The organism is Acidimicrobium ferrooxidans DSM 10331 (assembly GCF_000023265.1).
Lineage (GTDB): Bacteria > Actinomycetota > Acidimicrobiia > Acidimicrobiales > Acidimicrobiaceae > Acidimicrobium > Acidimicrobium ferrooxidans.
Window position 1 is genome coordinate 2,120,894 of sequence record NC_013124.1, and the last position, 19,650, is coordinate 2,140,543.

17 protein-coding genes, 3 tRNA genes and 2 pseudogenes are annotated in these 19,650 nt (G+C 67.0%); 7 read left to right on the forward strand and 15 right to left on the reverse strand.

Features of this window, described 5'->3' with window-relative positions:
* The first annotated feature begins 6 nt into the window (after positions 1 to 6).
* Together AFER_RS10380 and AFER_RS11365 are read left to right on the forward strand one after the other, a co-directional pair.
* The gene (locus AFER_RS10380; protein ID WP_015799382.1) at positions 7 to 744 is read left to right on the forward strand and encodes a FadR/GntR family transcriptional regulator; all 738 of its coding nucleotides are present in this window, start codon (positions 7 to 9) and stop codon (positions 742 to 744) included.
* Positions 741 to 1,403: a cache domain-containing protein gene (locus tag AFER_RS11365; RefSeq protein WP_015799383.1), complete on the forward strand. Its 663-nt coding sequence runs from the start codon at positions 741 to 743 to the stop codon at positions 1,401 to 1,403. Before AFER_RS10380 ends, AFER_RS11365 begins: the two co-directional genes overlap by 4 nt.
* Here the strand turns inward: AFER_RS11365 and AFER_RS11370 are convergent.
* From AFER_RS11370 to AFER_RS10400, 3 genes are all read right to left on the reverse strand, one after another.
* A complete protein-coding gene (locus tag AFER_RS11370) occupies positions 1,400 to 4,984 on the reverse strand; it encodes a cellulose binding domain-containing protein (RefSeq protein WP_015799384.1) in 3,585 nt (1,194 codons plus the stop codon). The two genes, AFER_RS11365 and AFER_RS11370, sit on opposite strands and share 4 nt — an antisense overlap.
* A 123-nt stretch (positions 4,985 to 5,107) precedes the next feature.
* Positions 5,108 to 6,262 (reverse strand): CRISPR-associated ring nuclease Csm6, encoded by a 1,155-nt coding sequence (csm6, locus tag AFER_RS10395; RefSeq protein WP_015799385.1) that lies wholly within the window; start codon positions 6,260 to 6,262, stop codon positions 5,108 to 5,110.
* Between the two features lie 314 nt (positions 6,263 to 6,576).
* Positions 6,577 to 7,023: a heavy metal-responsive transcriptional regulator gene (locus AFER_RS10400; protein ID WP_015799386.1), complete on the reverse strand. Its 447-nt coding sequence runs from the start codon at positions 7,021 to 7,023 to the stop codon at positions 6,577 to 6,579.
* 98 nt (positions 7,024 to 7,121) lie between these two features.
* Between AFER_RS10400 and merA the strand changes: the two genes are divergently transcribed.
* Positions 7,122 to 8,531, forward strand: a complete 1,410-nt coding sequence (merA, locus tag AFER_RS10405) for a mercury(II) reductase (RefSeq protein ID WP_041663831.1) — start codon at positions 7,122 to 7,124, stop codon at positions 8,529 to 8,531.
* 243 nt (positions 8,532 to 8,774) lie between these two features.
* On the opposite strand, the gene AFER_RS13045 is transcribed toward merA, so the two are convergent.
* Positions 8,775 to 9,197 carry a DUF2256 and DUF3253 domain-containing protein gene (locus AFER_RS13045; protein WP_015799388.1) on the reverse strand — a complete coding sequence of 141 codons (423 nt, stop codon included), beginning with the start codon at positions 9,195 to 9,197 and terminating at the stop codon, positions 8,775 to 8,777.
* Positions 9,198 to 9,560: 363 nt separating this feature from the next.
* On the opposite strand from AFER_RS13045, the gene AFER_RS10420 reads away from it, so the two are divergent.
* The 3 genes and pseudogenes from AFER_RS10420 to AFER_RS13050 form a co-directional block, all read left to right on the forward strand.
* Positions 9,561 to 9,839 carry a hypothetical protein gene (locus AFER_RS10420; RefSeq protein WP_143712044.1) on the forward strand — a complete coding sequence of 93 codons (279 nt, stop codon included), beginning with the start codon at positions 9,561 to 9,563 and terminating at the stop codon, positions 9,837 to 9,839.
* A gap of 63 nt (positions 9,840 to 9,902) precedes the next feature.
* On the forward strand, positions 9,903 to 11,411 hold the full coding sequence (locus AFER_RS10425; protein ID WP_015799390.1) for a cryptochrome/photolyase family protein: 1,509 nt from the start codon (positions 9,903 to 9,905) through the stop codon (positions 11,409 to 11,411).
* A gap of 293 nt (positions 11,412 to 11,704) precedes the next feature.
* Positions 11,705 to 11,899, forward strand: a pseudogene (locus tag AFER_RS13050) (hypothetical protein); the annotation flags it as partial.
* A gap of 364 nt (positions 11,900 to 12,263) precedes the next feature.
* Here the strand turns inward: AFER_RS13050 and AFER_RS10430 are convergent.
* From AFER_RS10430 to cutA, 7 genes and pseudogenes are all read right to left on the reverse strand, one after another.
* Positions 12,264 to 13,399: pseudogene (locus AFER_RS10430) on the reverse strand (IS3 family transposase); the annotation flags it as partial.
* Between the two features lie 60 nt (positions 13,400 to 13,459).
* Positions 13,460 to 13,798 carry a PIN domain-containing protein gene (locus AFER_RS10440; RefSeq protein ID WP_015799393.1) on the reverse strand — a complete coding sequence of 113 codons (339 nt, stop codon included), beginning with the start codon at positions 13,796 to 13,798 and terminating at the stop codon, positions 13,460 to 13,462.
* On the reverse strand, positions 13,795 to 14,067 hold the full coding sequence (locus AFER_RS13055; protein ID WP_425358534.1) for a type II toxin-antitoxin system Phd/YefM family antitoxin: 273 nt from the start codon (positions 14,065 to 14,067) through the stop codon (positions 13,795 to 13,797). The genes AFER_RS10440 and AFER_RS13055 overlap by 4 nt, the downstream gene beginning before the upstream one ends.
* A 12-nt stretch (positions 14,068 to 14,079) precedes the next feature.
* A tRNA-Ala gene (locus tag AFER_RS10450) sits at positions 14,080 to 14,152 on the reverse strand.
* A 233-nt stretch (positions 14,153 to 14,385) separates the two neighbouring features.
* Positions 14,386 to 14,472 (reverse strand) — tRNA-Ser (locus tag AFER_RS12145).
* 37 nt (positions 14,473 to 14,509) lie between these two features.
* Complete coding sequence (locus AFER_RS10455; RefSeq protein ID WP_015799395.1) at positions 14,510 to 14,980, reverse strand: nucleoside deaminase; 471 nt, start codon at positions 14,978 to 14,980, stop codon at positions 14,510 to 14,512.
* Positions 14,967 to 15,350: a divalent-cation tolerance protein CutA gene (gene cutA / locus AFER_RS10460; RefSeq protein ID WP_015799396.1), complete on the reverse strand. Its 384-nt coding sequence runs from the start codon at positions 15,348 to 15,350 to the stop codon at positions 14,967 to 14,969. The genes AFER_RS10455 and cutA overlap by 14 nt, the downstream gene beginning before the upstream one ends.
* Positions 15,351 to 15,395: 45 nt before the next feature.
* Between cutA and AFER_RS10465 the strand changes: the two genes are divergently transcribed.
* Positions 15,396 to 15,471, forward strand: a tRNA-Arg gene (locus AFER_RS10465).
* 930 nt (positions 15,472 to 16,401) lie between these two features.
* On the opposite strand, the gene AFER_RS10470 is transcribed toward AFER_RS10465, so the two are convergent.
* The 4 genes from AFER_RS10470 to AFER_RS10485 are packed head-to-tail and all read right to left on the reverse strand — an operon-like array spanning position 16,402 to position 19,630.
* A complete protein-coding gene (locus AFER_RS10470; RefSeq protein WP_015799397.1) occupies positions 16,402 to 16,764 on the reverse strand; it encodes a hypothetical protein in 363 nt (120 codons plus the stop codon).
* Positions 16,761 to 17,624, reverse strand: coding sequence for a DODA-type extradiol aromatic ring-opening family dioxygenase (locus AFER_RS10475; RefSeq protein ID WP_015799398.1), 864 nt, complete (start codon positions 17,622 to 17,624; stop codon positions 16,761 to 16,763). Before AFER_RS10475 ends, AFER_RS10470 begins: the two co-directional genes overlap by 4 nt.
* Positions 17,625 to 17,645: 21 nt before the next feature.
* Positions 17,646 to 18,449, reverse strand: coding sequence for a citryl-CoA lyase (locus AFER_RS10480; protein ID WP_015799399.1), 804 nt, complete (start codon positions 18,447 to 18,449; stop codon positions 17,646 to 17,648).
* Complete coding sequence (locus AFER_RS10485) at positions 18,446 to 19,630, reverse strand: CaiB/BaiF CoA transferase family protein (RefSeq protein WP_015799400.1); 1,185 nt, start codon at positions 19,628 to 19,630, stop codon at positions 18,446 to 18,448. The genes AFER_RS10480 and AFER_RS10485 overlap by 4 nt, the downstream gene beginning before the upstream one ends.
* Positions 19,631 to 19,650 lie beyond the last annotated feature (20 nt).

Consider the following 19,650-nt stretch of genomic DNA (forward strand, 5'->3'; position numbering starts at 1 on the left):
ATCTCGATGCCTCGAGCCGCCGAGCACGTGCTCACGCACGTGCCGTTCTCATCGCTGCACGAGACCGACAAGGTCGACCAGGTGGTCCAGCGGCTCGACCACGCCATCGCGGCCGGACTCCTTCCGACGGGCTCACGCCTGCCACCCGAAGCGCTCCTTGCCCGCATGCTCGGCATCTCGCTCACCACGCTGCGGGCTGCGCTCGGCATCCTCCGGCTCCGCGGCACGATCACGACGCGCCGAGGCCGCCAAGGCGGATCGGTCGTCACCGCCGACCCAGAGGCCGTGCGCGCCGCCGCGATCGCACGGCTTCGCACACTCGGTCCCTCCGAGGTTCGCGACGAGGGCGACCTCCATGCAGCGATCCTCACGAGGAGCGCAACCCTCGCGGCCGAGCGCGCCACCGACGGCGAACGCTTGGCGCTCTCGCTGGCTGCGACCATGCTCGACGAACTCTCTCTGATGCATGAGCTCCAACTCCATCTCGAACTGGTTGCACTGGCACAGTCGACGAAGCTCCTCGAGGTCGAACTCGACTGTCTCCTCTGGTTCGGAGGCTTCCTTCAGCTCCGCTCCGACACCGAGAGGAGCGCCATGCTGGCGTCACTCGGCAGCCTCGTGGCGGCGGTCGCCGAGGGAACCAGCGAGGAAGCCGGTCGACGCGCGCAGCGACACGCAGAGCGCATGACGCGATGGGTGCATGCCACCCTCATCGCCACGACGCATGAGGACGGCCAGCGATGAGCCCACCAGACGTGCTCGACGAGCTCATCGGCACGCTCGCGACTGCGATGAGCGACGTTCGAGCGCTGCTCGACGATCTCGCTCACGAGGCAGCGACCCACGACGCCGTCGAAGTGCTCGTGCGCCGCGAGCTATCGCGACCGGGCTCCATCGTGCTCGGGGCAGGCGTCATTCGAGCGGGCGGACGCGCCGACAGCCTCTGGTGGTGGTGGCGACGTGGAACCGTCACGAGCGAGCTACTCGTCGCCCTCGAGCCGACGTCGCTCACGTTCTACGACGTCGAGCACCAGCCATGGTTCCTCGAGCCCCTCCAATCAGGCACACTGAACCTGGTCGGGCCCTACCTCGATCGCTCGGGGACGAACCTGATGGTCGTGACCGTCTCGAGGCCAGCCCCCGGCGCGCCGGCCGGCATCGTCGGCGCCGACCTCAGCCTCGACGCCATCTTCCGACTCCTCGTGGCGACACCGGCAGGACGCCAGCTCCCCTGGGTTCTCGAGAATCTCGAGGGCCGGGTGATCGCCTCGGCCGACCCCGCGATCACCGTCGGTGAGCGCGACGTCGGACCGTGGCGAATCCAACGCGCCTGTCCGATGCTGCCGTGGCGCGTCGTCGTGCGAGCGTCCGCGGCAGCATCGGATTCCTTCGCGTCGGGCTAGGCGCTGACGCTGACCGTCGTCGGCAGCGTCGCAGACTTCGCCGATGACTGGATGGTGAAGCCCACCTGGATGCTCGCGCCCGGCTCGATGGTGCCGTTCCAGCTCGCCGGCGTCACGGTGACGGTGCCGGTCGAACCGGAGACCGTGCCGTTCCAGAGGCTCCCGATGCTCTCACCCGAGGGCACCGTGAACCCGAGGGTCCATCCCGACACCGGCGCCGTGCCGGTGTTCTTGATGGTCACGTCCACCTGACCACCACCCCACCAGGTCGAGGTCACCGTCGCGGTGGCGGTGAGCTGGCCGGACGAGGTCGGCGTCGGTGTCGGCGTCGTCGGCGCAGGGTCACTCGCGGTCGACGACCCACTGAGTTCATAGCTCGAGGGGAACACGCCGTTCTCGGGCCCACCGTTGAGCGTGAAGCCCACCTGGATGCTCGCGCCCGGCTCGATGGTGCCGTTCCAGCTCGCCGGCGTCACGGTGACGGTGCCGGTCGAACCGGAGACCGTGCCGTTCCAGAGGCTCCCGATGCTCTCACCCGAGGGCACCGTGAACCCGAGGGTCCATCCCGAGACCGGAGCCGTGCCGGTGTTCTTGATGGTCACGTCCACCTGACCACCACCCCACCACGTGGAGGTCACCGTCGCGGTGCCCGCCAAGGAGCCCGAGGAGAACGAGATCGGGCCAGGCGTCGTCGGGCTGGTGGGAGCGGGCGTCGGGTTAGACGGCGGTGGCGTGGGATCCGACGGCGGTGGCGTGGGATCCGACGGAGCGGGCAGTGACCCACCGGCGGCCTGCTCGAAGATCTGCGAGAACTGCCACGGGGTCTCGGTCGTGCCGGAGCAGTAGTTCGAGTCCTCGTCGGCGTTGTTCGCGCACTCGACGTCGCGGTGGATCTCCCACATCGAGAGCCTGCCGAGGCCAACCTGCTCGGCGAAGGCCCCGAGCTGCTGGGCGTCTTGGGTGGTGAAGATCTCACCCGAGAGGTCGTTCTGCCCTATCATCGGGGTCACGCCGACCATCTGCCAGAGCTGGGCGGTGGACAGGTTCGACCAGATCGAGGCGAGCTGTTGCTCGGTGGCCTGGGCGGCCTCGATCGCCATCGTGCCCATCGCACCTTGGGCCTGGGGGATGCCGTAGTCCATCGCCATGACGTTGACGTTGGACACGTCGACACCGTAGGTCTTCGCCGAGTTCAGCAGATACAGCGAGTTCGCGAGCAGACCCCACGGCATAACCGGCAGCGTGTAGGAGACGCTCACTGGGTGGCCTTGCGCTGCTTCTTGTTGCTGGACCAGGGCGAGGGCCTGGTTGCGCAGGTTCACAGCGGCCTGGTCGTTCAGGTCCGAACCCTCGATATCGAAGTCGAGGTTGTAGACGTGGTAGGTGTTGATGACGGTCTCGTAGGCTTGGGCGAGCGCCTGGGGCGAGGAGCACACCTGGGCGAGCTCCTGGTTGATCTCACCGCCGAAGGAGACGATGGGCGTGCCACCCTCGGCTTGGTAGGCAGCGATCTCGTTGCGGAAGAGGCCGTTGTTCTGGCCCACCGGGAAGTAGTTGCCCCAGCTCGGATAGCAGGTGCCCTTCGAGCTCACAATGAACGCCAGCGTGAGCGCCTTGGCGCCGGACTCGGAGCCGAGCTGGGCGAGGGTGCCGGTCGGCGGCAGGGTCATGTCCACGTAGGGCGCGAAGGCCGTCGAGGTCGACGAAGTCGTCGAGGTGGACGAGGAGACCGTGCTTGCCTGCATCGTCGAGGCTGCCACGGTGGTCGTCGGGGCCCAACCGGTCAGGTTCGAGATCACGATGGTCTCGGGACTGGTAGCCGCATCGAGCTGGAGACCGAGGACGGGCGAGGTTCCGACCCCCGGACCGAGCGCGAGGGTCGTGGCCTGCTGGCCCACGGTTGCGTCAGGCAGGAACGAGGCGTGGTACGAGGAGGACAGTGCGAACGGCGTCACCTGCGCATCCCCGGTGGGTGAGCTCACCGACACGGTGTAGCCGTCGGCACCGCTCAGCGCACAGCTCGGCCCCACGAGCTCGACAGCCGGATAGCCGCTCGTTGCGGTGACGCTGATACCGGCACTCGTCTGCGTGATCGTGGCGTTCCCCCATCGCACCTGGGGCGTGCAGGCCGCAGCACCCGACGTGCCCGCCATGGCGATGGGCGTCGCGACGCCGCTGATCGAAGGCTCGTCGATCACACCCGTGAGGGTTGCACCCTGAGGCACGGTGAGCGCCACGGGGGTGCTCGTCTCGACGGCCGAGCCCGGTTGGACGAGCGGCACGAGGTTCTGCCCCGTACTCAGTGCGATCGTCTCCGGGGACGCGGCCCCCACGGGCGTGAGAGCGAGCGACCCGGAGCCCGCCGTCTCGTCGACGACCGCATAGGCCTGACCGAGCGCTCCGAGCGCGGGCACCGAGACCGTCGAGCCCGACGCCGTCGTCACCGAGGGCGCGGCGGGCTCGTTCGCCTGCACCGCACCACTGGCAAGGCCCAGGCTCTGCTGCTGGACCACGACCCCTCCGTCGAAGGGGGTTCCCTGCTCGTTGGCGATCAGCGACGGAAAACTGCAGCTGCCGCCGTTGGGTCCGGCGAACCAGCCCCACGCGGTCCAACCGATGCCGTGCTGCTCGAGGTAGTCGACGATCGACTGCTCGGTGGAGGTCGGATACGGGGTCGCACACCCCAGCACGCCGAACTCCGTCGCGACGACCGGGGCGAGCGACGGCACGGTTCCGAGCGATGCGCTCCATTGCGACGGGGTGGTGGGCGTGCTCTCGTGCACGTAGAGATGGAAGCCATAGGCGACATTCGCACCAGCGAGGCCCCACTCGGCGATCGGCGCGAGGTTGCCTGCCCAGTGATTGCCGTCGACGATCACCACGTTCTCGGCGCCGGTCGCGCGCACGATATCGAGGAGCTGCTGCTCGCCAACGGCCGTGTAGGACTGGCCGGTATCGGCACAGGTGATGGCCCCGCCGTTGCGCCACACGGACCATGGGATGTCGTGGGGCTCGTTGTAGAGCTCGAACATGACGTTCGGATCACCCTTGAAGATCGAGGCGGCCTGCTGCCAGAAGGTCTCACTGGGCACGTCCGGGGCGCACGCGGGGTTGGCCGAGGGTGTCGCGGTCACCGAGTCGGCCCCGATCACCCGGTGAAGATCGATGATCGGGATCATGCCGTTGTGCTCGACGAGCGACACGACCGACTCGACGGTTGCGATGTAGCCAGGGGCGTACTCCGGCGAACCCTTCAGCCAGAAGGCTTCGTTAACCGGGATACGGACGGCGTTCGCACCCCACTGCTTGGCCATCGCGACGAACTCATTCGGATTGACCCCCGACTGGCTCGCGTTGGCCCACTGGCCATCCGGATTCCACACGAGGCTCGGCCAGTCCACGCCGTGGAGATACACGGGCGCTCCGGCTGCGTCGACGATGACGTTGCCACGGACCTGGAACGGACCGCTCACCGCGCCAGGAGGTGTCGCCGGGAACGCGGTCGCGGCTGCCGTCAGCGCTGTCTGTGCTCCCAACACGCTCGCGATGCCACCGGCAACGAGGCCAAGAGCAAGAGCCACGCGCGTTGCCCTCGACAACCTCGCTGCATGACGTGCAAATGAAACCATGCCGTGGCCATCGGCATCGCAAACCTCGAACCTGAACCGGCCGCGACGATCTCGCCGAACGGGCAGTTCAGCGTGTCAACGGTCGTTGAGCACCGCAGCAGCTGGGCTCGGCCTACGCCCGACGCGACGCACGATCTCCGGATCGACCTGGCGGGCATCGATGCTGATCCGGTAGCGGCGAGGCGACCTCCCTGCCGAGAAGAGGCTGATGGGGATCACACCGTGACGCGCGTGCTCGTTCAACTCCGAATTCAACCTCGACAAACGGGGGCGCAGCCACGCGGTATCGACGCCCGACCTCGTGGCCCGAATGGTCCGACGGTCGATCCGAACATCGATGGCTCGAGCAAGCTCGATGAGCTCCGCACCGAGCGCCTGGTCGCGCTGGCGCTCGCGGGGAGCGGCGAGCCAGCCATCGCCCTCGACGACGCGACGAACCAGCAAGCTCAGGAGCAGGGTCGACGACGGACGGAGGTCGAGGGGAACGCCTCCCCAGACGAATCGCGACATCGACCCGACGGTCTCGAGCGTGAGGATCGGATTGAGCGCATCGTTGACCGCGCGAACACTCAGGGCAAGCTCGGCGCCGACGCCGAGGAGTTGGCGAAACGCGCTCAGGCGAACATAGGGGACGTCGATGAGCGTGACCACGCGCGCGGCAGCATCGAGGCGCACGCCGTCGAGGTTCACGATCGTGCCCTGCTCGCGACTCGGGTAGTAGAACGAGGGAGCCCGCTCGTAGGCGGGAGGGACGATGACGTGCAGGAGTCGATCGCCCGCCCGCGCATACAGCGAGAACGCCAACCCCACGTGATAGGCCATGGTCTTACGACCGCCAGAGAGCAGGGCGAGGATCCCTTGGCTGTCGTCCTTGGCCAGTTCGGCGAGCTGCGCGAACACCGCCTCACCCGAGGCGAGGGCCGCCTCGTTGGAGTCGACGTCCTCGGCGGGAATCGCGACGGACGACGCCTCGATGGTCGACAGCGACACACGCGGTGGTTTCACGCCGGGGGCCCATTCCTGGTAGAGGCGAGCCAGCCGCCCGGATTCGCCGAGGAGCCGCTGCGCCAGATCGGCACCGACACGCGTGGCGAGTAGGACGATCTCGTCCGGAACGATCGGCTCCGGCTGTGTCGCCAGCAGCGCCCAGCAGGCCTCAGTCACGACCTGCGGTGCAAGTCCTATCGTTGCGAACAGCGACCAGGAACGTTGTCCTTCGCCGTTGTTCACACAACGAAATGTAGCGCCACCACCACCCCCTGATGACCCAGGACCAGCGTTTGCAATGTTGCAACTTGGCCGACGGACATCACCAAATGATGAACATTGCAATCTTGGTTAATTGGTACGGGGAGTCAGGGCACTGCATCGTGCATGCTGGAGGGCATCATGCACGTTGGACGTCGCGAGTCGCCCTGAGCGCCTCACGGAAGCAGCAACGCTCATGCGCCGACCGACCTCGCCCGAACGGCTAGGCCCGGCTCGCAACCCAGACGTCAGCGCTCCGTGGTCACGCACCGCCCAGTGGTCTTTGTCACGACCGACTAGGACGTCGTCGCGCTCTGTGCGGTGTCTACCTCGGTCGTCGGAACGGCGCGCGCGACCACGAGGTGACACACCTCGCGTTCGGGGCAGTCTTCCGGTCGCAGGGACGCAGCTCGCCCGAGGACCATCTCCAGCTCGTCACGGAGCATCACGAGACCGGCGATCTGTTGCTCGACCCGCGCACGGTGACGCTCGAGCAGCGTCGCCACATGACGGCACGGAACCTCGCCATGGTCCCGCACCGCCAGGATCTCGCGGATCTCCCCTAGCGAAAGACCCAGCGTCTGCGCCGCACGAACGAACTCGATGCGGCCGATCGCGAGATCGTCGTACACGCGGTAGCCCGACGCATCGCGAGGAGGCTCGGCCAAGACCCCGATCGACTCCCAGAATCGCAGCGTCTTCGAGGGCACGCCGGTTCGTTCTGCGAGCTCGCCGATCCTCATGGCTGAAGCATAGCTGAATCCGCGGGTACAAGATTCCAGCTAGCTGGAAGGCGCAGACTGATGTCCAGACACACCGAGTGTAGGAGGAGGACATGGTCATGAGCACCCTTCACGCATCCGCTCCCTGGGATCTCGGCATCATCGGCTCTGGCTCAGCCGCCTTTGCCGCCGCGCTCGAGGCTCGCGCACGCGGCGCCTCGGTCGTCCTGATCGAACGCGATGCGCTGGGCGGCACCTGCGTGAACGTGGGTTGCGTGCCCTCGAAGGCACTGCTCGTCGCGGCACACCGCCGAAGCCTCGCCGCATCGGCGTACCCGGGCCTCGGAGCCGAGACACTCCCCATCGACCACGACGAACTCGCTGCCGGGGTTCGCGGCGTGGTTTCGAGCCTCGTCAAGCGGAAGTACCGCGATCTCGCTGAGCGGATGGGGATCGACGTACGCTACGGTACTGCGCGCTTCGTGTCCGACGAGACGGTGAGCGTCGGCGGTGACGAGCTCACCGCGCGCCGCTGGATCATCGCAACCGGTGCCCATGCGGTACTGCCATCGGTCGACGGTCTCGACCCAGCGGAGCTCTGGACCTCCACCGACGCTCTCACGGCGCTCGAGATTCCCGCTCGCGTCGCGATCATCGGCGCCGGCTCGATCGGTCTCGAACTCGCGACCGCCTACAGCGGGCTCGGAGCCCGGGTCCACCTGATCGAGAGCACTCCCCAGGCTGTCGCGAGTGCGCCGCTCGAACTGACAGGAGCCCTGGTCGAGCACCTCCGCGCATCCGGTGTCGCCGTGGCGCTCACGACCACGGTCGGTTCTGCACAGGCGACGACCTCAGGGTGGCTCCTCCAGCTGCAAGGACCAGAAGGTGCGACGCAGGTGGAGGTCGATCGGGTGATCGCGGCCGTGGGTCGGCGCCCCACCACCGAGAATCTGGGGCTGGAGACGGTCGGCGTCGAACTCGGGGCCCGCGGGGAAGTCGTCGTCGACGCCACCATGCGTACGTCGAATCGAGGCATCTGGGCGGCCGGCGACGTGACCGGCGGACCCCAGTACGTCTACGTCGCTGCCGCCCAGGGCGCGCTCGCAGCCCGCAACGCCCTCTCCGACGGTGACGAGCACTTCGACGACCGCGCGATTCCCGCCGTCGTCTTCACCGATCCGCCCCTGGCCCAGGTCGGTCTGACGCTCGACGAGGCACAACACCAGGGCTACGACGCCGAGTCGACCACCTTCTCGTTCGCCGATCTCCCACGTGCAATCGTCGAGCACGCGACCGAGGGCCTGGCCGTCATGGTCGCAGAACGCACGAGTGGGCGCCTCCTCGGCGTGCACCTCTGGGGCGTGAACGCAGCCGAAGTCATCCAGAGCGCCGTGCTCGCACTCCGCACCAATCTCACGATCAGCGACCTCGCGACAACGTGGGCACCCTACCTCACGGCCTCCGAGGCGCTTCGGCTCGCAGCACAGAGCTTCACAACGGACGTCGCGAACCTGTCCTGCTGCGCCTAGGTCGCCTCACGAGCGACGATGGACTGCGGACCGCGGACGTCGCTCCGCCGATGGTCAGGGCCTGAGCTGCCCCGACGAGCACGCGGGACGCTCGCGTCGCGGAGGCGACCGCTCGGCCGCATCCACGGACGGGTGTCGGGCCCGATCAGCTGAGCCTTCGCGAAACCGACGGAAACCTGGTCGCCTGGAGCCGTACCGCGAGGCAGGTGCGTTCCTGCGGTGGGCGCTCAAGGCCTTGAGCGATCACGCCTCCGGAGGTGGGGCCTGCTGGGTGCTCAACCGGATCCTGATCGGACCACGCGCCGTCGCGGGGTCGACCGGCCGACCGTGCTGCGTGATCTCGACGACGTTGCGAGTCGCCAGACGTCGAGCCGCTGCACGGGCCGGCTCCACGAGTTCGCGCCACCGGTCGCCTCCGACTGCCCGAGCGGCCTCGGAAGGGCAGATGGAGCCACCTGGACGCCGCCCGACAAGCAGGTCGCAGATCGCACCCTCGAGCGCGACGTCGATGGCACGGGATTTTGCTCGCCGACACGCATCGGAGCAGTAGCGGACCTCATCCCAGGTCCGCTCCCACCGGCGTCGCCAAGTCATGACTCGACCACACGTCGCGCAGACCTTGGCGGGTACGGCACCTTTGGTTGGGCTGCGACGTGAACGAGCCACGACGACCGATCCCCGAGGGATCGATCCGGATCGAGACCGCGCCACGTTGCACAGCCTACGAACCTCTCACACGACTGTCGCGCTCACGACGCACGACCGTCGCAACGCCACGATCGGCGTAACGGCGCGGGCCGCCCGACACGAGTCCCTGGATGCAGCGGTGAGGATGGCGTTCGTGCGACGCTCTTGCGGCGTCGCCTGGCCCACTCCCACGGGTCGGTAGACCCTCCGCAGCGAAACGAATCGCGCTGGTCCTCGGCGGTTCACACCGGTTCGCACCACAGGTCCCTCCTTCCCTCTACTGGCCCTCGGGAACGAGGGCAGCCGCACCACTGCAGAGCTGCGATGCCAGCGACGATGTCCATGGACGACCCGCCGACGGGTTCGGCCGGGACCTTGCTCGACGTTCTCGCGCTGCGCCGTGCTCGGTCGGCGCGCACCCCCACACCACCACGCGCGCTGATGCCGGATTTTCACCAGCTGCGGGCCCCTCGATGCCCCACGACCATCGGCCTAGTCTGCCTCATCGGCGCACCAGAACGCGGGGTGGCGGCCTCTGGACAACCAGCGCTTCTTCGAGCCACGGAGATCGCACCACCAAGCACCGAGGCCGCCATCGTTGCGGCCGCGCATGGCTCGTAGTCGGCGTGCGGCGCATGTGACGCTCGAGGCGGCGGGGCCGCCGCCGGCCACCAGACTGAGGACGTGGGAACACGGCCAACCACCGTCTGGATCCTCGGCGACCAACTCAACCGATCGATCTCGTCACTCGAGGGGGCAGACCCGTCGTCGACGGTCGTGCTGTTCGTCGTCAGCCGAGCCAAGCTGGCCGCCCGCCCATGGCATCGCCAGCGTCTGCACGCCATCCTCGCGGGGATGGCGCGGTTCGCAGCCGAGCTGAGAGCCGAGGGATTCCGTGTCGACGAGCGAGAGGCCGACACGTTCACCGAGGGTCTCGCGGCCCACCGCGCCTCCTATCGACCTGAGACCGTGCGCATGATGGCGCCGGAGTCGTTCGCTGGCGAGGCGCTGGCTCGCCGGCTTGGGGTCGAACTCGTTGCATCCAACCTCTTCCTGACGACGCGCGAGGAGTTCGGCGAGTGGATCGCTCAGACCCTTGAGCGTGGGCGTCGCCCACGCATGGAGGAGTTCTACCGCTGGCAGCGTCGGCGCCTCGGCATCCTCATGGACGAAGACGGACCCGCCGGAGGCCGCTGGAACTTCGACTCGGAGAACCGACTGCCTCCGCCACGAGCCCCGGTTGCATGGCCCACGGTGATCGTCGATCAGCTCGATCAGCTCGATGTGCGTATCGTGGCCTCACTGCCGGATCAAGCTGTCGGAGACCCACCCCAGGGTTGGTGGCCGACCAATCGGGTCGGAGCACTGCGACGCCTGCGCGCCTTCATCGACGAGGGACTTAGTCGCTTCGGACCGTACGAGGACGCCATGTTGGCTGACGAACCGCGCCTCGCGCACTCCATGCTCTCCGTCGCCCTGAATCTCGGCCTCCTCCACCCGCACGAGGTTGTCGAGGCTGTCGAACGCGCCTTTCGGGACGGTCGCGTCGGACTCTCGTCCGCCGAGGGCTTCCTGCGCCAGGTGATCGGGTGGCGTGAGTACGTGCGTGGGTTCTATTGGTGGCAGGGCCCCACGTATCGGAGTCAGAACGCACTCGGTGCTGAGCGACCATTGCCGCCAGCGCTGGCCACCGGACGAACCAGGATGCGCTGCGTGCGAACGACGCTCGAAGGGGTCGAGCGCCATGGCTGGGTCCACCACATCCAACGACTCATGGTGCTGGCGAACCTCGGCACCCTCACCGGCGTCCAGCCGGCCGCGATGCTCGACTGGATGTGGGAGCGCTTCGTCGACGGAGCGGAGTGGGTCATGGTGCCGAACGTGATCGGAATGGGCCTCTGGGCCGACGGCGGCGTCATGGCAACGAAGCCCTACGTCGCGGGAGGTGCGTACCTGCGACGTATGAGCGACTACTGCCGATCCTGTGAGTACGACCCTCGTCAGCGCACGGGAGATCGCGCATGCCCCTTCACGACGCTGTATTGGTGGTTTCTCGACCGACACCGTGAACGCTTTGCTCACCATCCGCGCATGGCCCCGCTCCTGCACAACCTCGATCGACTCGGTGACCTCACTGCGATCCGAGAGCGTGCCCGGCAGATCCTCGAACTCCTCGACGCGGGCCTCGCCTGATGTGCCCGAGCCCGACTGGTTCTTCGAGTCGATCGTCAACGTACGACCGTCACGGGCGATGTGACTCCGGACATTGGATGAGAACACCGATGCCGGAGACGTGTCGCCACCCTCGATGGCATCCTCGCCGAGCGAGGAGCCCCAGGCTTCCGCCGAGTCGGCAACGGCCCGGAGTCCGTGGCAGCTTCCGTGGCCAGCTGGGCAGCCGAACTCGCGGTGACCTCGTGATTCACGGATCCGGGCTCCCCGCGGCGGTAACGGTCCGGGTTCAACCGGTCGTTGCAACACCCCCGATGACGCAGGTGCATGTGCAACCAAACAGGAACCAGGCTCCTCCGGGAGCGAGGCGACAGTGGGCGGCCGATCGTGCCCTGCGGCCGCCGATGCGCTCCCCAGGGCGGCCAGACCCACCACGGATGCTCCAGTAGGCCTTCTGGCAGCTCATCGCCACGGGGATCTCGACCGCGGACGCCTGCGAGCGCGTGGGCTCGCGCGTGCTACGCCAACCTGTGCTCCCATGCCCGCTACGGAGCCTCCCGAGCGGTCATCACCACCGTCCACAACGACCGCTGGCGGAGAGACGGCCGACCCCGAGCCTCGTCGGCTCGACCGGCGGCAGAAGTTCGAGTCTCACACCGAGACTTGATCCAGACACGCGACATCCGTCGTCAATGGAGCTGACGACTTCTCACTCGAACCTGCCTGAACTGCGGGAACGGATCAATGCGTTCGCCCGCACCGACAGGAGCCACCATCAGACCCGGATCACCTCGAGGCCCGGAACGGCGTCGTAGTCGCGGTCTTGAGTGACGACCGGGATTGAGGGGACCCCAAGAGTTGAGCCACCCGCTTTGCGAGTTGATGTGCTTGTCGGTGGAGCCAGGCCTCGACGAACTCGACCGGAGTGAGCCAGCCGTGTGCGCTGTGGGGCCTGTTCATGTTGTAGTCGATCCTCCAGTCCTCGGTTAGGACCTGGGCTTCGAGGAGGCTGTCGAACTGCTGGCCGTTGAGGTGCTCGTCGCGCATCCGGCCGTTGAAGCTCTCGATCCAGGCGTTCTGCCAGGGGCTGCCGGGATCGATGAAGACGGTCCCGGTACCGTTGAACCGGCACCAGTCAGCCACGGCGTGGGCGATGAACTCCGGGCCGTTGTCGAAGCGGACGTAGACTGGGGCGCTGCGACCTGCGGCCAGGCGGTCCAGGCATCTGACCACCCCGTCGGCGTCGATCGAACGCTCGACGTCACAGGCGAGGGCTTCGCGGGTGAACTCGTCCACGACGTTCAAGAAGTTCAAGAACTTGAGCATCCTCCCGTCCGACGTCTGGTCGAACTGGAAGTCCATGGCCCAGATCACGTTGGGCCGGATCGGGCACATCGCCCCGACGGGCTTGCCGATCCCCCGCAGGGGCTTCTTGCGCTTTCTGTAGGGCACACGCAGGCCTTCGGCGATCCAGAGGCGGTGGATGCGCTTGTGGTTGGCCCGCCAGCCCGCCTTCTTCGCCTCGACGGCGGCCCGCCGCCAGCCCCAGCGCGGACGGCGCCGGGCAAAGTCACGCAGCCACGCCCGCAGTGCCAGCTCGTCGTCGGAGGGGATGGGGGGCTTGAGGCGCTGAGTCGAGCGGGGCTGGCCGACGACCCGGCACGCCCGGCGTTCGGTCACCCCGAACTACTCTCGGAGGGCCACCACGGCCCGCCAGCGGCAGTCCGGGGTCAGAAGTTTCCCCGGTTCAGCTCCTTCAACATGTCGATGTCGAGGGCCTGGTCGGCCACGATCTTCTTGAGACGCGTGTTCTCCTTCTCGAGCTCCTTCAGCCGCTTGACGTCATCCGCCTTCATGCCGCCGTACTGGTTGCGCCAACGGTGCCAGGTCGACTCGGTGATCTCCAGGTGGCGGGCCACCTCCTCGATCGACTGGCCCTGGCCGAGGAGCTTCTCGCCCTCAGCCAGCTTCCGGATGATCTGCTCGGTCGTGTGCCGGCGTCTCTTCATCGTGTGCTGTCCTCCTTCCCCACATCGTGGGGCTTGGACTCGCACAACGGGTGGAGCAGCCTACGGGGACCCGGCCAGGATCCCTTCGACCATCGCGGTTGCCGCAACAAGCACGTCGAGTATCGGGACCCGGCGGCGCTCAGCGTGCAGCACGGCGGCCACACGGGCAAACTGACGCGCCACCTCGGCGTCCACCGGTAGCGGATCCCACGTCGACTCCACGGCTGAAAGCGTCGCCACTCGCGCCGGTCGATCATCGTCATTCGCCATGAGCACGCCGAGCGTCAGTTCGGCCACCGTCACCACCGACACCTCTGTGTCGGTCACCCCTTCCATCGCGCCCAGGGGTCGACCCGACTCAGTGGCGACGAAGAACGAGGTGTCGAGCAGTGCCCTCATAGATCGTCGGTCGTGTCGGACAGCAGACTCCGCACCTCCCTCAGGAGCCCGCGGTCGGCCGGGTGGCGAGACGCAATTGCGACCGCCTCGGTCGCCGACACCGTCCGGCGACGGCGCAAGGGCACGATCTCGGCGACCGGTCGCCGGTCAACCGTGACCGTCAACCTCTCGCCGCTCTCGACCCGGCGGATCACCTCGCTGACCGTGTTCCCCAGGTCCCGCACCGAAATAGAACCACTCACGTCGCTACATGTAGCACATGTAGCCACAAGTGACCCGCGTGGAGACGAGGGGACTCGAACCCCTGACCTCCTGCGTGCAAAGCAGGCGCTCTTCCAGCTGAGCTACGCCCCCAAGGCTTCGCTCATGCTAATGGATCGTGCTCGGACCACCAGTGGTCCAGGCCCTTCTGCACCATCAGCGACGTCCCGGACCAAGCAACCGCAGGCTCACAGGCTGCACGGCTGGACCACGACTGGTCACCAGTCGGACGCGCTCGAAAACGTGTAAGACCACGGCATTCGCCGCCGCACCATCGAGACTCTACGTCTGTGCCAGCCCCGAGCGGGGCCGGCACAGACGCCACGCGGAGGGAGTGGGATTCGAACCCACGGTACCCTTGCGGGTACAGCGGTTTTCGAGACCGCCCGATTCGGCCACTCTCGCATCCCTCCCCGCCCAACGACCGAAGTCGCCGAACGCAAGCAGAGTCTACGGCACGACGCCTGGGCGCCGCTCCGAGAAGAAACGGCGAAGGAGCAAAGCAGCTCGTTCGGCATCGACCCCGCCGACGATCTCGAGCTCGTGGTTCAGCCGCGGATCGGCGGCGATGTTCATGAGCGACCCGCATGCACCCGCCTTTGGATCCCAAGCCGCAAAGACGACGCGTCGGGCACGGGCGAGCACCAGCGCCCCGGCACACATCGCACACGGCTCCAGAGTGACGTACACGTCCGCACCGAGGACATAGCCGTCGCCGGCATCGGCGAGCGCATCCGACAGCGCAAGCAGTTCCGCGTGCGCAAGGCTGGAGCGCCGCTCGATCGTCTCGTTGTGACGCGCGCCGAGCACGCGACCACTGCGGACCACCACGGCCCCCACCGGAACCTCAGCCGTCCGCGCAGCATCCTCGGCCAGACCGAAGGCGACGTCAAGCCACCGACGGTCGTCAGCGCTGAGCATCGACGTCAGGGGGTGCGACGCGCTTGGACGCGTCGACCGGTCGAGTCTGTCGCTTGGCGATGGTCGTGACCACCCATTCGGCATACGGATCGTGCGGGAGCGCGACAGAGCGAACCAGCACCTCCGGGACGTCGTACGGGTGGGCAGACGCGATGAGCTTCGTCAGACGGAGCACATGCTCAGGGAGTGACAAGGCCCGCACCTCGACCTCGTCCTCGGTGTGCCAGTCGCCCTGCCAGTAGTAGGTCGAGCGGACCCCATCGGTACGCTTGACGCAGGCACACAGGCCGGATTCGACGAGCGCGTCCACCAGCGCCGCTGCGTGCTCGTCACTTGCGAGGGTGGTGACAATCTCGACTGCGTCGATCACTAGCCCCTCCGCTCGGTCCCCGCCACTATAGTGATCTGCGCTTGTGCGCTCGTAGCTCAACGGATAGAGCATCTGACTACGGATCAGAAGGTTGGGGGTTCGAATCCCTCCGAGCGCGCCACAAAGCTCCTGGTAAGAGGGTTGACGGCACGTGGACTGGGCGTGGTTCCCGCTCGCGAAGTCAACGGCAGGCCCAGGCATCGTGACACCGGTCGGCGCACTCCGCTCTGACTCGGCGTCCTACCACCGAAGGGTGCTTCTGTCAGGTCGCCGCGCCGGAACATCGGCATCTGGTCCTGGAACAGGTGCAGATTGCTCTGGAACGTCGTTCCTAGCTTGATCCTCGAAGGTTGATCGCGACGTGGTCGGCTTGTGGGAGTGTGGTTACTCCCTCGGCGTCCAGGGCCATTGGTCGATGTAGGTGGGGATCTCGATCGAGCTGCGCCCATAGCGCGAACTCTCGAGGATCGCGCAGCTACGATCCGCTGTCATTGTGAGCGACGTCCGAAGGGCTTGGCTGATCAATCGGCGCCCGGTCGAGCATCTCGGTGTCGAGCTTTCGGGCCCGACTGCGACGGATCGTTGCTGCAGATCTGCTCCTGAAGCCTGATTCACCGGACAGACGGAGGACGACGGGCACGATCGCTCGGCACCCGGAGCGGCCGCCGTGGAGCTCGGCGGACTCCCTAGACGGTCGGGATGCGACGACGGATTCGAAGGTTGGGGGTTCAGATTCCTCCGAACTCGCATCGCCGTCCAGCTGAGGGGGCTTAGAACCTGCAGGCACCCTGCCGATCACGTGCCTCGTACGCTTGCTTCGTTCGCCTGGCCAAGCGAGAACACGGGCTCCGGCCGATGCCGGAGTCCGCACCAGTGGCCTCCTCCCTTCGAATGGCACTGGTGCGACCCCGCGTCACTCGAGCCCGAAGAGTGAACCGGTGAGCGTTGCGGCCCGCCGCGCGCGTCATCAGCGACCAGCCTCACCATGCCGGTCGGCAGGTTTGGAGCAGGTCCCAGTGTGAGAGACCATGCCCGCCCCGGTGCCACCGTACTACGTCGAAATATCGGGATAGGGAAGCCGGACGTGCGAGAGGCGCCGTGCGTACTCTCGCTGGAAACCGAGAGGCTCCTCGTAGTCGTGCTCGAACAGGGCGATGAACAGGGTCAAGGTGAGGAAGTGGTGGGCACCCAATTCGAAGAGCCGCACGTAGTCGTGCGTGGCCAGGGCCTCTCGCTCCTCATCACTGAAGCCCAGCCAGGTGGTCGCCTCCCCACTGTGGAGGTTGAGGACGCGATTGGCCCGCTCGCGCTCCCACCACTCGACCGTTCCCCGCGGATCCACGCGATAGCGCGCGACGAGTTCGGGATCGCGATCGACCGTGTAGAGAAACTTGTCTACGAGATAGCGGCTCACGCCTCCCCCCTCCTCGGATACCAGGTGAAATATGCCTCCATCGTGTGGAACAGGTCGAGGTTGTCGACGTAATCGGCTCGCACACCCTGACCGACGACGCCCATCATGAGCAGGAAGTCCATGAATCCGTGCGTGGCGTTGCCCGGCAGCCAGAGACTCTCGAGACTGACCTCTGCCAGAGCCCCATCGATGTCAGCGTTCGCGATCCACTGGATCGCCTTCTGATCGAAATCTGGGTCCGGCCCGTGCGGACCGAACTGACGCGGTCCGCCCAACTCCAGCGAGAGATGTCCAGTTCCGATGATGGCGACGCGCTGGTTGCTCGGCCACTGCTCGACGATGCGCCGGAGCGCCGCTCCCAGCTCGACGAACCGTTTGGGCTGGGGCATCGGCGGCGCGAAGATGTTCGTGTAGACGGGCACGATGGGCAGGTCGACCTGCGGTCGCAGCGTGATGAGCGCACACGTGATCGAGTGGTCGATGCGGAGCTCGTTCGAGAACGCAAGATCAAAGCCCTCGTCGAGTCCCTGTCGAAGGATGTACGCGGCGAGTTCCTCCTGGCCGGACACCCGCATACGTGGGAGTCCGAACTCCCGCTCCTCGTTGTAGTAGTTCGCGTCGAACACCGGCGCCTTGCCGACCAGGAACTGTGGCATGTTGTCGAGCCACAGTTGGTGAAAGTGGTCAGAGCCGACCATCACGAGCACGTCCGGCTCGGCGCGGGTCAACGTCTCTCGGAACGCCTCGATCTTGGCGACCCAGACGTCGGCGAAGTCGGGGCGATCGGCTCCGGTACTCGTGCTCGCCCTGTAGTAGAACGGGTGGTGCGTCGACGCGATGATCGCACACACATCGGCCATCATGCCCCCCTTCGTGTCATGCTAGGCAGTCGGATCGCTTGCGCCTGGGGCGACGTAGCGCGCCCCTCGATCCACCGTGAGGTACACATCCATCGCGATGGGCCGCCGACGCTCCTCGGCAAGATGGCCAAGGATCCCGGCGGTACGCGCGAGCAGGACCACGCCTCGCGCGAGTTCTCCCTCGATGCCAAGGTCCCAGAGAACGGCCCCGGCTGCACCAGCGCCGTTCAGCGGCAGCCGGCGACCGAGTATGTCGGCGTGCACTCGTCCGATCGCCTCGAAGAGTGCCACGTGCGGACCCGCGGCGCCCTCGCGTCGCGCCAGTTCCATGAGCACGCCCGTGCGCGGGTCGCGCTCCTTGTGAACCGGGTGGCCCAACCCCGGGACGTAGCGCCCATCACGGTGGGCGCTCGCGACTGCGTCCCGAGCGATCGCATCGAAGTCCGACGCGGTCTGCGGTGTCTGCTCGGCACGGGCCAATGCGTCGGCGAGAAAGCGACCGGTATCCTCGGTGACTCCGAGGAACCTGGAGCCCCCACCGAGGATTCCCGCAGCAAGCGCCCCCTGGATCGACTCCGGCGCGCTCAGGAGCGTCAACCGAGCTGCGATCGCGGTGGGGGTGAAGCCGTGGTCAGCGAGCGAGACCAAGCACGCCTCGAACACGCGGACCTCGCCAGCGCTGGGTCGCCTGCCGGTCACGAGCCAGAAGGCCAGCTCTCCGAAGCTCACCGAACCCATGAGCTCGCCCGCGAGGTCAGCCCCGAGCAGGGTGATCGCCTCGGGCGTGGATACGCCAATACTGGTCGGGAACTCGGGCGTGCTCAACGGTCCTCCTCCATCGGGCGCTGGAGCCAGTCCCGGATCTCGTCGCCGTGCTCGTCATGGGCCGGCGGAGGAAGGTCATAGCGTGGCGCCGTCTTCGAATAGATCACCGGGTGGCGCGTCTGGCGTACGGCGCGCGACCCCTCCCCCACCACGATGACAGGCTCGAGTCCGATGCGCTCGGCGAAGGCAACGCCCTCGGCCACGGTGTTGATCGGTCCGCACGGGACGCCGACGGCGGTGAGCCGCTCAAACCACGCGTCCGCACTGTCGTGACGGAGTTGGTGCTCAAGCAGTGGCCGCAGCTGTTCTCGATGAGCGGTGCGGTCGTCGGGGTGGGCAAAGCGCGGATCCTGGGCAAGTTCAGGCACGCCAAGGACGTCACAGAGACGAGCGAACTGGACGTCGTTGCCGATCGTGACGACGAGTTCACCCTCAGCCGTCGGGAACGGCTCATAGGGGAACAGACTCGGATGCGCGTTGCCCATGCGGCTCGGCACCACGCCGCCCGCGACGTAGGCGCTGGTCTGGTTCACCATGCCGGACAACGCCGAGGCGAAGAGGCTCGCCTCGAGGTGCTGGCCCTCGCCGGTCAACGTACGGTGATGGAGGGCGGCCAGTATCGCGATCGCCGTGTGCAGTCCTGTCATGACGTCGAACACCGAAATGCCCGAACGCAGCGCTGGGCCGTCAGGCTCTCCCGTCAAGCTCATCAACCCAGACATCGCCTGGACCACCAGGTCATAGCCGGGCAGTTCCCGCCCACCCTGACTCGTGCCAAAGCCGCTGATCGACGCGTAGACGACCGCGGGGTTCTCGGCCGCGACGTCCTCGTAGGCGAGGCCGAAGCGTGCCAATCCACCAGGCTTGAAGTTCTCGACGACGACATCAGCACGACGTGCGAGTTCCTGTGCGAGGGCACGATCGTCATCGTCCTTGAGGTCGAGAACGACCGACCGCTTGTTGCGGTTGATCGCAAGGTAGTACGTGGACGTCCCGTCGGCGGTGACCGGAGGCTTCCAAAAACGAGTCTCGTCGCCGGTCGGGCTCTCCACCTTGATCACCGTGGCACCGAGGTCGCCGAGGAGCATCGTGCAGTAGGGACCGGCGAGCACCCGCGAGAAGTCGGCGACCAGGAGGCCAGCAAGTGGCCCACGCCCTTGGTCCTGGTTGCGATCGTCCACGCGAACTCACCTCGTTGCCA

What these genes read in the sequence shown, in the direction of transcription:
- AFER_RS10380 (WP_015799382.1), top strand. Translation starts at nt 7, where the DNA reads ATGCCTCGAGCCGCCGAGCACGTGCTCACGCACGTGCCGTTCTCATCG.
- AFER_RS11365 (WP_015799383.1), top strand. Translation starts at nt 741, where the DNA reads ATGAGCCCACCAGACGTGCTCGACGAGCTCATCGGCACGCTCGCGACT.
- AFER_RS10400 (WP_015799386.1), bottom strand. Translation starts at nt 7,023, where the DNA reads ATGAGGATCGGCGAGCTCGCAGAACGAACCGGCGTGCCCTCGAAGACG.
- merA (WP_041663831.1), top strand. Translation starts at nt 7,122, where the DNA reads ATGAGCACCCTTCACGCATCCGCTCCCTGGGATCTCGGCATCATCGGC.
- AFER_RS10420 (WP_143712044.1), top strand. Translation starts at nt 9,561, where the DNA reads ATGGACGACCCGCCGACGGGTTCGGCCGGGACCTTGCTCGACGTTCTC.
- AFER_RS10440 (WP_015799393.1), bottom strand. Translation starts at nt 13,798, where the DNA reads ATGAGGGCACTGCTCGACACCTCGTTCTTCGTCGCCACTGAGTCGGGT.
- AFER_RS10455 (WP_015799395.1), bottom strand. Translation starts at nt 14,980, where the DNA reads ATGCTCAGCGCTGACGACCGTCGGTGGCTTGACGTCGCCTTCGGTCTG.
- AFER_RS10475 (WP_015799398.1), bottom strand. Translation starts at nt 17,624, where the DNA reads ATGGCCGATGTGTGTGCGATCATCGCGTCGACGCACCACCCGTTCTAC.